The sequence below is a fragment of the Hyphococcus luteus genome (assembly GCF_002943565.1).
GTDB classification, from domain to species: domain Bacteria; phylum Pseudomonadota; class Alphaproteobacteria; order Caulobacterales; family Parvularculaceae; genus Hyphococcus; species Hyphococcus luteus.
The window spans coordinates 49,857-62,106 of the sequence record NZ_PJCH01000011.1 but is presented as its reverse complement, the minus strand read 5'-3'; the positions used below and the strand labels follow the sequence as shown (position 1 = coordinate 62,106).

Below are 12,250 nucleotides of genomic sequence, written 5' to 3'. Positions count from 1 at the left end.
ATCAGCCTGAATTGGAAGGTTTTTGAAACCAGCGCGATTCACTAATCGGACCTTTTGATTGACGGGGATCATGGTTAACGCGACTATGCGCGGGATTTTTGAAGAGGGGCTTATGAAAAAGATACTGGGTCTTTGCGGCGCGCTGTCGTTGATATCGGGGGCGGCGGCTGCGGAAACGGTCTATGTCACGGCGGCGCGCATGGTCGATCCGGCGGCCGGGCGGGTGATTGAAAGTCCGGCGCTCGTTATCGAGGACGGCCTCATCAAGGCCGCCGGAACGGCGGCGTCGCTCGCCGCGCCCGAGGGCGCTCTGACGATCGACCTTGCTGACAGAACGCTGTTGCCGGGCCTGATCGACATGCATGTGCATCTGACCGGGGACCCGACCAAGGGGGGCGGCTATTCGGCCCTGGCCTATCAGAAGGAAAGGTCGGTGATCTGGGCGGTGAACAACGCCGAGCGCACGCTGATGGCCGGGTTTACAACCGTGCGCAATACGGGCTCTGACGGCTATGAAATGCTGGCGATCCGCGACGCGGTCAATGACGGCGAGATCCCCGGCCCGCGCATCTTTGTCGCTGGTCCGCCCGTGGGAATCGTCGGCGGGCACTGTTCGGACAACAATTATCTGCCGCCGGAATATGAAGCCACAGGGGCGGGCGTCGCCACAGGGCCTTGGGGCATGCGCGAAAAGGTTCGTCAGAACATCAAATATGGCGTCGATTTCATCAAAACCTGTTCGACCGGCGGCGTCTTTTCAAAAGGCACGCTGCTCGGCGCCCCGCAAGGCACGCTTGAGGAACTCGAAGCGATTGTCGATGAAGCCCATATGCGCGGCATGAAAGTGGCGTCCCACGCCCATGGGACCATCGGCATTAAGAACGCCATAAAGGCCGGCGTCGATACGGTCGAACATGCAAGCTATCTCGACGATGAAGCGATCAAAATGGCGAAACGCGCCGGCGTTTATCTGGCCATGGACATTTACAACACCGAATACACGCTCTCAGAAGGCGAGAAAAACGGCGTGATGCAGGAATCTCTCGACAAGGAGCGTCAGGTCGGCGGGGTGCAGCGTGAAAGCTTCCGCAAGGCCGTGAAGGCCGGGGCGAAAGTGGTGTTCGGCACCGACGCGGCGATTTACCCCCATGGCGACAACGCCAGGCAGTTCTCGCGCATGGTCCGGTTCGGCATGGACGAGATGCAGGCGATCAGGGCGGCCACCTCGCTTGCCGCCGAAGCGCTGGGCAAAGACGGGACGCTCGGCTGCGTTGCGGCCGGATGCAGCGCCGATCTGATCGCGGTTTCCGGCGATCCGCTGACCGACATTTCGGTCCTCGAAACGGTCGGTTTCGTGATGAAGGACGGCGTGGTCTACAAGAACGAATAGCGGCAAACTCTTGGAATTTGTCTTTTCAGGCGAGCGCCTGAAAGCCGGATATGATGAAAAATCAAGGGGTTGCCGCCTCATATGAAGGGCCGGAGGCAGCATTTGCCGCCGTTTTTTCCAGAGCGTGTTTTACGGCCCGGGACTGAACAAGCCCCCTGAATCCGTGTTATTAACCATGCATACTGCTGTGAACGGAGGGGGATTATGGCTTCGACGCTGACCTTGAGAACCGGCCTTGTGGCGGGCGCGGTAATATTGACGCTGTCGGCGGGACCGGCCATGGCCGGGCGTTGCGGCCATTCCTATCCCGTGGACGTGCCGGTGAGCCTTGTTGAAGTGGCGCGGGCCTGCAATGTGTCGCTGGCGGCGCTCAAAGAAGCCAATCCCGGCGTCAATCCGGCCTCCGTGCGTCCGGGCCGTCATCTCGCCGTTCCGGACGAAATCGACGCCGCCACGGACATTCCGCCCGGTTACGCTAATGTCGAAGCGGCCGGCGGCGATTACAACGAAACGCCAATTTATCGGTATGTGGAGTATAACGAGCCGGCGGCGGCGCCGAGTCCGAATCCGAAAGCGGCGAATGTCGCCGCGGCCGGCTACGCCGCCAACGCATCGCCTTATTTCGTGCGCGCCAGCACGGGCGCGCCGCAACCGTTTTTCGAAGATAGAAATTTGAGTTATCAGCAGCGTTCCGCAGCGCGCATCCGGCATGCGGTCGCCATGACGACGCCCGCGATGATGGCGCCGGCGCGGCCGGCGTCGCCCGGCGCTGTCACGATCTCCTCAATGGGCGAGCCGCCGCATCAACTTTATGGCGACCCCCTGTCGCCGGTGATGGAATGTTCGGTGTTGCGCCGCCAGCCCGACGGCAAGATCAGACAGGTGCGCGAATTCAAGCCGCTGCCTGAGGGGCGCGAAGCCCCGGCCCATTGCGCCGTGGTCGAGAGCGCGTCTTTGAAGGCGGATGGCGCGGTCCTTTTCACGCGCGCAGGGATAGAGGCGCTGCCGGCGCTTGAAGATATGACCGTGCTCGAAGGCTATGTCAGCGCGGCGGACGCCGACTGCATCACGGTGATGGCCAATGACGGCGCGACGCGGCGGGTGGCCGTCGATCTCGCGCCGGTGGACCTGCTTGGCAAATATGTGACGCTCTGGGCGGAGGACGCCGACGCCGGCCGCTGCGGAGGCCTCGTCATGTCGCGCGCCGTCTATGTGGAGCCGGTGCGCTAGCAGCATCCGCCGCTGGTCGCGATTTCCGGCTCCGTTTGCCCGAAAGGCGAGGACGTCCCGCATCCCGGGAAAATTCCGTAATGGGTCGACCAGTCGCCGATGAACTCGAAATAAGGCGCAAAACGCGATTCACTCAGCATACGGAATGTGTTGCCGCAGACGGGAAAAGCGCGGCCTTTGTCGATGACATGGTGATTGTCGAGAACGAATTGCGTCTCGCTGTGCGGCGCGCCGCCGCGATAAACTACCGCCTGGCCGTAATCCTCGCACGCGGGCTCAAGCCCGTCGATCTTGAACAGGCGGTATGTGGCGGAATGGAACTGCGCCGGCTCGAGCTTGGCTTTCAAGGCGGCATTGTTGATGGCGAGCGGCCGGTCCGTCACAAGGCGCGGATCGGCAAAACCGGCGCGCTTCGCGAGCGTGAGGAAATCATTCCAGTATAAAGCCCCGCCGAGACACTCGCCCTGAGCCGCCGGGTCATGGCGCAAGTCTTCGTCAAGGCGCCGGTCCGCATAAACGTCGGAGAAATAGAACTCGCCGCCGGGTTTCAAGAGATCGTAAGCGGCGCGGAAGACGGCTGACTTGTCTTCAACGAGATTGATGACGCAGTTCGACACAATGACGTCGAAAGATCCGGGGTCGAGCTCGAGCGCATTGAGGCGCTCAATGTCGCCTTCGAGAAACCGCACATTGCGGTAACCGAATGTCTCCGCGTGCCAGTCTTCATGCGCCCGGGCGACGGCGAGCTGTTCCGGCGTCATATCGACGCCGATGACCTCGCCCTTTGGCCCTGCAAGCTGGGCGAGGGCGTAGGCGTCTTGGCCCGACCCCGAGCCGAGGTCGAGAATGCGCGCGCCGCGCAAGGCGAGGGGGGCGATCAGGCCGCAGCCGTAATACCGGGCCTTTACTTCCGGATGGATGTTGGCGAGAGCGTCTTTGAGATAGCCGGGCGTGTCGGCGATCGTGCAGCAGGCGTCGGTTTGAAGGTCTTCGGAGCCCGCCAGGACCTTGCCGTAATAGTCTTTCACATTATCCTGAATAGTCATCTGCCCGCCTTCCTGCGCCGCCAGGACCCAGAGCTTGCGCAAATCGGGCGCGGCGCCAAGCGGGAAAGCGCGGTCCCCGCGCAAATGTGAACCGCCGCAGTCACGCCCGTGAAGCGTCTTATTCCTGCTATGTTTCCGGGTAAGATAGGGGACGGAGCTAAGCTAGGACGCCTATGTCAGTCACAGCGTTGAAGTCGACCCTGCGCCGAAGCGTTGAGGACCATCTGGACCGGGCGGCGCAAAGCTATCTCGGGGACAAGGCGCTGGCGCGCATAGACTTCGCCGGCCCGCCGGGCGAGCCCGCGCTGTCGGGCCCGGATTCGGTCTCCTGGCGGATCTTCAAAAATCCCGTGACGCTGTTCATCGGCGGCGTGGCGGCGGTCATTCTGGAGCTCGCCGAGCCGCGGGTGCGCACCGGCGTGTGGGAGAATACGAGCTTTTGCGCCGATCCTGTGGGGCGGCTGAAGCGCACCGGCCTCGCCGCCATGGTGACGGTCTATGGCGCGCGCAGCGCGGCGGCGCAGATGATCGCGCGCGTTAACGCCATGCATGCGCGGATCGCCGGGACGACGCCGGCGGGCGTACCTTTCCGGGCGGACGATCCCGAGCTTCTCACTTGGGTGCAAGCGACGGCGGCTTACGGATTTCTCGAGGCTTACAGCGCTTACGCTGCGCCTTTGAGCGACGCGGAGCGCGACCGGTATTACGCCGAGGGCCAGGCTGCGGCGGCGCTTTACGGGGCGGCGGGCGCGCCGCGCTCGCTCGCCGAACAGAAGGCGCTGTTTGCGCGCATGACGCCGCAGCTTGAGGCGTCCGACATCGTTTTCGAATTCCTGAAAATCATGAAGCGGGCGGAGGCTTTCCCGCAGCCGGCGCAACTCGCCCAGCACTCTCTGGTGCGCGCCGCGGTCGATATCACGCCGGCGCCGGCGCGCGAGGTTTTAGGACTCGGGCCCGCTTACGGCCTCAGGCCCTTTGAAGGGCGGATCGTCAGGCGTATGGGCCGGCGCGCTGACAGGCTTATCCTCCGGTCCGGGCCGGCGGCGGTCAGTTGCCGGCGTCTCGGCCTTTCCGAGGGCTATCTCTATCGCCGCCGCGAAACGCTCTGATTCCGCCCGCAATCGTTAAAATTGCAGCATTATTGTCTGCAATTTGAAAAGATTCTTCATGCTTTTTAGCGACAGAGATGCATGAAGCCTGGCGGCCGGACCTGGAATTTAAGTCTTCAGGCCCGGTTAATTTTTACCGCCTAGATTTATGCATCCCGAACTCGGGGGAGAGGATGCGGATAACGCAAAAGGTTTCGCTTGCGCTGGGAGCGGCGTTTATCGCCCTCTGCGCGCTTCTATGGGCGGCGTTGCATGCGTCGGTCGCGCCGAAATTTGCTGCGTTCGAATTCGAAAAAGCCTCCGACAATTTCGAGCGCGCGCAGAACGTCATCACTCGCGAATTGCAGCAGCTTGAAGCCTATCGCAGGGATTACGGCGTCTGGGACGACGCCTATGACTATGTTCGCGGCGCCAATCCGGACTTTATTGAGGATGAGCTGCCGCTGTCGCTGCTCGAAGAACTGAGCCTTAACATTTATCTATATATGAGCGCCGATGGATCGCTGATCGACGGCGTCGCCATCGACGAAGGCATGGAGACGGAAGTCGGCATTGACGCTTATGCGCCCTCCCGCTTCGGCGGCTGGAAAGGCTTGCGCGCTGAACTTTCTCCGGATGCCGTCAATCAGACGATCCTCCAAACATCGGCAGGTCCGATGCTCGTCGCCTATGCGCCCGTCACCCGAACCGACGGCGGCGGCGCTTATGTTGGGCACCTTCTGACTGGCCGCATCCTCGATGCGGCTTTTCTCGATGCATTGAGCCGTCAGACCCGGGTGACGATCGACATCGCGTCCTTGGACGACGCAAACCCGGCGGCGGCGCACGCTGAAAAATCCGTAACGCGAACTGACGGCTTCATCACCATCGCCGAACCGATCATCGGCGCCGACGGCGCGCCCGTCGCCATGCTGACAGCCAAGACGCCCCGGGAAATCACGGCCATCGGTGAGCGCACCCTGCTTTCCGCCTTCGCATGGCTGGCGGCGATGGTTCTCTTGTTCATCGGCATTGTAAGCGCGGTTCTGACGCGCATTGCGGTGAGGCCCGTGCAGCGCCTGACGCAGATCATCTCCTCGGCGAGCGCCGAGACATCCGAACGCGATGACGATCTCGCGGCCCGCCAGGACGAGATCGGCATTCTCTACAACAGCTTTACGAATCTCATTGGCCGCGTTGAAAAACACACAAGCGAGCTTGCTTCTGCGTTGAACGCCGCGGAAGCCGCCGAACGCGCCAAAACACAATTTCTCGCTAATATGAGCCATGAAATCCGCACGCCGATGAACGGCGTCATGGGCATGGCCGATCTATTGAACAACACCAAGCTTACCGAAACACAGAAGACGTTTGTCGACGTCATCGTGAAGTCAAGCGACGCGCTCCTCACCATCATCAACGACATTCTCGACTTCTCCAAGCTTGACGCCGGGATGGCCTCGCTCCATTCGGCGCCTTTCCGTCTCGCCGACATCGTTGAGGACGTTTCAACCCTGATCGCGGCCCGCGCGCAGGAAAAGGATGTTGAAATCGCCGTGCGCATCGATCCGAGCCTGCCGCCGGCTTTTCGCGGCGACGCTGGGCGTTTGCGCCAGATCCTGATCAATCTCGCCGGCAATGCGGTGAAATTCACGGATAAGGGCTATGTGCTGGTGGATGTTTCGCCGGTTTCCGAGCCCTGCGAAGAAAGAGTCGCGTTGAAATTCAGCGTCAAGGACACCGGCATCGGCATTCCGGAAAACAAACGCACGGAGATTTTCGAGAAGTTCAACCAGGCGGACGTTTCGTCGACACGCACCTATGAGGGCACGGGGCTGGGGCTCGCCATCGCCAAGGCGCTTGTAGAGCTGATGGGCGGCGATATCGGCGTCGACTCGACGCCCGGCCTCGGCTCCGTTTTCTGGTTTACAGTGGCCTTGCCGGTAAACGAACAGCCTCTTGAAGACGGCGACAGCGCGCCGGAGGCCGTGGACGCCAAGATCCTGATCGTCGACGATAATGAAGTGAACCGGCGCATTCTCGAAGAACAGGCTGCGGCCTGGGGATTTCCCTGCGTCGCCTGCGACAGCGGCGCCGCCGCGCTGAGATTGCTCGCCCAGGCCGGGGCCGCCGGCGATCCTTATGACGTCGTCATCATGGATTATCACATGCCCGGCATGAACGGCGCCCAGACTGTGCAGCGCATCCGTGCGGAAACCGCAATCGCCGCCACCCCGGTCATCCTTTTGACCTCCGTCGATCAGGCGGACGCCGGCGAACGCTTCGCCGCGCTTGGAATCGATGCGCATCTGACGAAACCCGCCCGTTCCGGCGCGCTCCTCAGAACCATCGCCGAAGTCGTGCATAAAGCGCCGTACACGCCCGCAAAACCGACAGCTGCTGGAGACGAGCCTGTTTCGCCGGCGCCGCCGGAAGAAACGGACTGCGCCGCGCCGCCGGCGCCGGCAGACGAGATCGACGTCCTTGTCGCTGAAGACAATGAGGTCAACCGGCTTGTCATCTCACACATCCTCAAGTCCGAAGGCTTCAGTTTTGAAATGGCGGCGAATGGCCGGGAGGCGGTTGAGGGTTTCCAGCGCTTCAAGCCCAAAGTCATCCTCATGGATGTCTCCATGCCGGAAATGAACGGTTATGAGGCGACGGCGGCGATCCGCGCGCTCGAAACCGAAAGCAGCCAGCGCACGCCAATCATCGGCGTCACCGCTCACGCTGTGAAAGGCGATATGGACCAGTGCATGGAATCCGGCATGGACGATTACATGTCGAAGCCGGTGACGCCGAAAATTCTCAGCAAGAAAATCTCCCAGCATATAAAAGACGACGCGGCGCGCGGCGCCGCCTGAGGCGCCGGCTTGCTGCAGTAGGCGGCGATAGCCGCCTACTCTTGGACAGGCAGGATCAACTCCGCGGCGATGGCGTCAACCGCCATGTCTCCATCCACCTCCGTCCCATTGGAAGAGGCGAAAATGGTCACGCCGTGGTCTACGAAATCCGACCAGTTCGATATGAAATGCGGATTGCCGCCATTGTGCCAATAGACACGGCCGAGCTGCGGACGGTTTTCGATCACCATGCCGTAACCGTAGTGACTCGGCGCGCCTTCGCCTTCGCGCACCATGGGCGTCTGGGCCAGATTGACGGCGGCGTTGGAAACGAGCTTTCCCGCGGCGAAGGCGCGGCGGAATGCAATCATGTCCTTCGCTGTGACGAGCAACCCGCCATTGCCAATCAACGCCCAATGAGAGCGGCCGCCCCAACTGGCTTTGTCGATGGTTTCACCGTCGGCCGTCAGCATGGAGCGCGCCGGGTCGAAAGCGGCCTCGTAACCGATGCCGGGCGCATCGATCCCGCCAAGCAGATCTTCGCGAAGATGAGTCTCGTAGTTTTTGCCGCTCAGCTTTTCGATAATGGCCGCAACCAGCGAATAGCCCACATTTGAATATTCATAGGCCGAGCCCGGTTCGAAAAGCAGGGGCGCCGCCATAGCCCGTTTCAGAAATTCGTCTTTTGGCAGATATTCAAGATCGCCGCTGACCGCGCCTGGGAAGCCTGCGGAATGGGTGAGCAGTTGATGGACGGTAATCTGGGCCTTGTCCGCCGGGACGTCCGGAAAGAATTTCTCCAGCCGGTCTGATGTCTGCAGCTTGCCCGCATCGACCAGTTTCAGGGCGGCCGCGGCCGTGAATGTCTTTGTGATGGAGCCGCAATCGAGGAGGGTGTTCTCGTCGGGTTTTCCGGCAGCCGCGCCATTGCCGAAACCAGCATATATTGGCGCTGCGCCGTCATAGGCGATGGCGATGACGCCTTTGAAGCCCATCTTCTCCACTCTCCTTATTGCAGCCTCGATGCGCTCTGCTTTGTCGTCCGCCGCCGCAGCCGGGGCTGCATTCTCAAAAGCCCAGGCGGCGGCCGGGGCCAGGGCGAGGCACAGCGCGGCGAGGCGGCCTGCTCGCACGATACGCCGCCAACCGGCGGGTTGGTTTGTTGTTTTCATTGGCTTATCCTTTCCGGGGTGATTCCGTCGCATCCTCGCCGGAACCGCGCCCGGAAGTCCTGAGGAAACATTTCGAGATATTGATGTCTGTCGCCGATCTGTCGACCGCCCCGGAAGCCGCCAAAGAAGCGACGCCGTCCTTCAATGAAAACGCAATGCGTATTGAGGGCGCAATCTATTATCCGGGGGCTCGCCGCTTAGAGGCCGGCGGGGCGACGCAGGTTTTGGAGCCGCGTCTTGGCGATTTGCTCATGCGGCTGGCCGAGGCGGACGGTCCCGTCGCCCGCGGGGTGCTGCTCGATGATGTCTGGGGAGACGAAGGGTCCGACGAGGCGCTGACCCAGGCGGTTTCGAAACTGAGGCGGATATTGGGTGACGAGCAGCGGCCCTATCGCGTCATTCGGACAATTCCGAAATTCGGGTATCAACTTGAGGCGGCGCCAGCGCAAATGGCTGCGTCCAAGATCGCGCGGCCGTCTCTTATGGACGCTGTGACGGCGCATTTCGGCGCCCGGAAAGAATTCTATAAAGGGCTCGCTTGCGGCGTCGGGCTGATGATCGCAATTATCGTCGCCTTCGGGCTTTTGACCCCGCCAAGGACGATTGAGCGGGAGATGATCCTGTGTCCGCCCGGCGCGCCGGAAAACGAGTGTATGGCCAGCCTCGACCGGTCATGAGGGCATTTGCGCGAAACGCCCAACCGGCCTATGGAAGCGGCGTTTAGCCAGCTGGACCGATCATGACCGCCATCACCCCTGAAATCGTCGCCGAACACGGCCTTAACGCGGACGAATATGAGCGCATCAAGGCGCATATGGGCCGCGAGCCCAATCTCGTGGAGCTCGGGGTGTTTTCGGTCATGTGGTCCGAGCACTGCTCGTATAAATCCTCGCGGCGGCATCTGAAGAAACTCCCCACATCGGCGCCCTGGGTGGTGCAGGGGCCGGGCGAGAACGCCGGGGTCATCGACATCGGCAATGACAATGACGGCGTTCCCCTGGTCGCCGTCTTCAAAATGGAAAGCCACAACCACCCGAGCTTCATCGAGCCTTATCAGGGCGCGGCGACCGGCGTCGGCGGCATCATGCGCGACGTCTTCACCATGGGCGCGCGGCCGGTGGCCAACCTGAACGCGCTCCGTTTTGGCGACTGGTCCCACCCGAAAACCCGCCATCTTGTCGGCGGCGTCGTCGCCGGCATCGGCGGCTATGGCAATTGCATGGGCGTGCCGACGGTCGGCGGCGAGACGAATTTCCACCCCGGCTATAACGGCAATATTCTCGTCAACGCCATGACCGTGGGGATCGCCGAGAAGGCCAGGATCTTTTATTCCGCCGCCCGCGGCGCCGGCAATCCAGTCGTTTATGTGGGCTCGAAGACGGGCCGCGACGGCATTCACGGCGCCACCATGGCCTCGGCGGAGTTCGACGACGCGTCGGAGGAAAAGCGCCCCACGGTGCAGGTCGGCGATCCGTTCACGGAAAAATTGCTGCTCGAAGCCTGTCTTGAACTGATGGCCTCCGACGCCATTGTCGCCATTCAGGATATGGGTGCGGCGGGCCTAACCTCGTCGTCTGTTGAAATGGCGGCCAAGGGCGGCGGCGGCTTCGAGCTCGATCTCGATCACGTGCCACAGCGCGAAGAAAACATGACCGCTTATGAAATGATGCTCTCGGAAAGCCAGGAGCGCATGCTCATGGTCCTGAAGCCGGGGCGGGAAGACGCGGCGCGCGCGATTTTCGAGAAATGGGGCGTCGATTTCGCGGTGATTGGCGTCACCACCGACACGGGCCGGCTGGTCATCAAGCATCAGGGCGAGACCGTCGCCGACATGCCGGTGCCGCCGCTCGCCGACGACGCGCCCAATTACGACCGGCCTTATGAGCCGCAGCCGAAACCGGCGCCGCTGCCCGATCCGGCGCTGACTTATCGCGAGGCGCAGGCGGTGCTCAAAAGTCCCGGCAAATCCGAAGAGGAAATGCGCACCATCGCCGAAACGCTGATCGCCGACCGGCTGTCGGACGCGGAACTTGTGGAGGCGGTTGGCATGACCTTGACGCCGGGCGAGGCGAAAATCTACGCCCGGTCGAAACCGGACGGGGTTAAATTCGACGGCTTCGAGGAAGCCGCGCGCAATCTCGCCTCGAGCGGCGTCGTCGAAACCGCAGAAGTGGAACAGCGCGAAGAACAACTCTCGCTCGCCGAAGCGCCGGGCGGCGACACCATGCTGACGGCGCTCGCGAAACTGATGGCGGCGCCGGATCTGTGCTCGCGCCGCTGGATCTGGGAGCAATACGATCACACGGTCATGGGCGACACGGTCATCGCGCCGGGCGGGGACGCGGCGCTCATCCGCGTGCATGGCGCCAATCGGGGCCTGGCCGTGACGACGGACGTCACGCCGCGCTATGTGAAGGCCGATCCCCATGAGGGCGGCAAGCAGGCGGTCGCCGAAACCTATCGCAATATCTGCGCGACCGGCGCCGCGCCGCTTGCGATCACCAATTGTCTCAATTTCGGCAATCCTGAGCGCCCCGAGGTCATGGCGCAGTTCGTCGGCGCTGTCGAAGGCGTCGCCGAGGCCTGCGAAGCGCTCAATTATCCGGTCGTTTCGGGCAATGTCTCGCTCTATAACGAAACCAACGGCGCGGCGATCCCGCCGACCCCGGCGATTGGCGGCGTCGGCGTTATCGAAGACGTGACCAAGGCCGTCCGCGTCGGCGGCGCGGAAGCGGGCGAGGAACTGATCGCCGTCGGCGTCACCCGGGGCTGGCTCGGTCAGTCGCTTTATCTGCGCGAGCTTTTCGGCCTGGAGGAGGGCGCGCCGCCGCCCGTCGATCTTGAGCTTGAGCGCAAGACCGGCGACTTAATCCGTAAGCTGATCGATGAAGGGATCGTGACGGCCTGTCACGACGTCGCCGATGGCGGGCTTCTCGTCGCGGCGGCGGAAATGGCGCTCTCGGCCGGGCGCGGCCTTAATCTCACGACGCCGGTGAAGGCGCGCAAGGCGGCCTTCTGGTTCGGCGAGGATCAGGGCCGCTATCTTCTGGCCGCCGCGCCGGCCGCCGCCGACACGCTTCTCCTCAAGGCGGCGATGGCGGGCGTTCAGGCCTCGAAAATTGGCCGTTTCGGCGGGCCGGACCTCTTGCTGGACGACAGGGATGCGTTGTCCCTGCTTGATTTATCTGACATTTTTGAATCTGCGCTGCCGGATTACATGAAGAGCGGCGCAAAGGAGACCAATTCCATGGCCATGGCTGGCGAAGACATCAAGAAACTCATTCTCGAAGCGCTGCCCGACGCGGAAATCGAACTCGAAGACCTCGCCGGCGACAACGACCACTGGCGTGCGCGCATCGTTTCCTCGGCCTTCAACGGCAAATCCCGGGTGCAGCAGCACCAGCTCGTCTATCGCGCCTTGAAGGGCCGCATGGGCGGCGAGCTTCACGCCCTGGCGCTGGAGACCGAAGCGAAGGAATAG

8 protein-coding genes are annotated in these 12,250 nt (G+C 62.3%); 6 read left to right on the top strand and 2 right to left on the bottom strand.

The window, feature by feature from the left end:
* The first annotated feature begins 112 nt into the window (after window positions 1-112).
* Window positions 113-1,390: a Xaa-Pro dipeptidase gene (locus CW354_RS14570; RefSeq protein ID WP_104831077.1), complete on the top strand. Its 1,278-nt coding sequence runs from the start codon at window positions 113-115 to the stop codon at window positions 1,388-1,390.
* Window positions 1,391-1,594: 204 nt separating this feature from the next.
* The gene (locus CW354_RS14565) at window positions 1,595-2,620 is read left to right on the top strand and encodes a LysM peptidoglycan-binding domain-containing protein (RefSeq protein ID WP_104830831.1); all 1,026 of its coding nucleotides are present in this window, start codon (window positions 1,595-1,597) and stop codon (window positions 2,618-2,620) included.
* Here the strand turns inward: CW354_RS14565 and CW354_RS14560 are convergent.
* A complete protein-coding gene (locus tag CW354_RS14560; RefSeq protein WP_104831076.1) occupies window positions 2,617-3,666 on the bottom strand; it encodes a methyltransferase domain-containing protein in 1,050 nt (349 codons plus the stop codon). The two genes, CW354_RS14565 and CW354_RS14560, sit on opposite strands and share 4 nt — an antisense overlap.
* Before the next feature lie 173 nt (window positions 3,667-3,839).
* Between CW354_RS14560 and CW354_RS14555 the strand changes: the two genes are divergently transcribed.
* Entirely contained in the window at window positions 3,840-4,775 is a 936-nt protein-coding gene (locus CW354_RS14555) for an oxygenase MpaB family protein (RefSeq protein ID WP_104830830.1), read from the top strand.
* A 173-nt stretch (window positions 4,776-4,948) separates the two neighbouring features.
* A complete protein-coding gene (locus CW354_RS14550; RefSeq protein WP_165793734.1) occupies window positions 4,949-7,618 on the top strand; it encodes a response regulator in 2,670 nt (889 codons plus the stop codon).
* A 35-nt stretch (window positions 7,619-7,653) separates the two neighbouring features.
* Here the strand turns inward: CW354_RS14550 and CW354_RS14545 are convergent, their stop codons facing one another.
* On the bottom strand, window positions 7,654-8,769 hold the full coding sequence (locus CW354_RS14545; RefSeq protein WP_165793733.1) for a serine hydrolase domain-containing protein: 1,116 nt from the start codon (window positions 8,767-8,769) through the stop codon (window positions 7,654-7,656).
* An 83-nt stretch (window positions 8,770-8,852) separates the two neighbouring features.
* On the opposite strand from CW354_RS14545, the gene CW354_RS14540 reads away from it, so the two are divergent.
* Both CW354_RS14540 and purL read left to right on the top strand, forming a co-directional pair.
* Complete coding sequence (locus CW354_RS14540; protein WP_104830827.1) at window positions 8,853-9,446, top strand: winged helix-turn-helix domain-containing protein; 594 nt, start codon at window positions 8,853-8,855, stop codon at window positions 9,444-9,446.
* 62 nt (window positions 9,447-9,508) lie between these two features.
* The gene (gene purL, locus CW354_RS24180; protein WP_104830826.1) at window positions 9,509-12,250 is read left to right on the top strand and encodes a phosphoribosylformylglycinamidine synthase subunit PurL; all 2,742 of its coding nucleotides are present in this window, start codon (window positions 9,509-9,511) and stop codon (window positions 12,248-12,250) included.

What these genes read in the sequence shown, in the direction of transcription:
- CW354_RS14560 (WP_104831076.1), bottom strand. Translation starts at nt 3,666, where the DNA reads ATGACTATTCAGGATAATGTGAAAGACTATTACGGCAAGGTCCTGGCG.
- CW354_RS14570 (WP_104831077.1), top strand. Translation starts at nt 113, where the DNA reads ATGAAAAAGATACTGGGTCTTTGCGGCGCGCTGTCGTTGATATCGGGG.
- CW354_RS14565 (WP_104830831.1), top strand. Translation starts at nt 1,595, where the DNA reads ATGGCTTCGACGCTGACCTTGAGAACCGGCCTTGTGGCGGGCGCGGTA.
- CW354_RS14555 (WP_104830830.1), top strand. Translation starts at nt 3,840, where the DNA reads ATGTCAGTCACAGCGTTGAAGTCGACCCTGCGCCGAAGCGTTGAGGAC.
- CW354_RS14540 (WP_104830827.1), top strand. Translation starts at nt 8,853, where the DNA reads ATGTCTGTCGCCGATCTGTCGACCGCCCCGGAAGCCGCCAAAGAAGCG.
- CW354_RS14550 (WP_165793734.1), top strand. Translation starts at nt 4,949, where the DNA reads ATGCGGATAACGCAAAAGGTTTCGCTTGCGCTGGGAGCGGCGTTTATC.
- purL (WP_104830826.1), top strand. Translation starts at nt 9,509, where the DNA reads ATGACCGCCATCACCCCTGAAATCGTCGCCGAACACGGCCTTAACGCG.
- CW354_RS14545 (WP_165793733.1), bottom strand. Translation starts at nt 8,769, where the DNA reads ATGAAAACAACAAACCAACCCGCCGGTTGGCGGCGTATCGTGCGAGCA.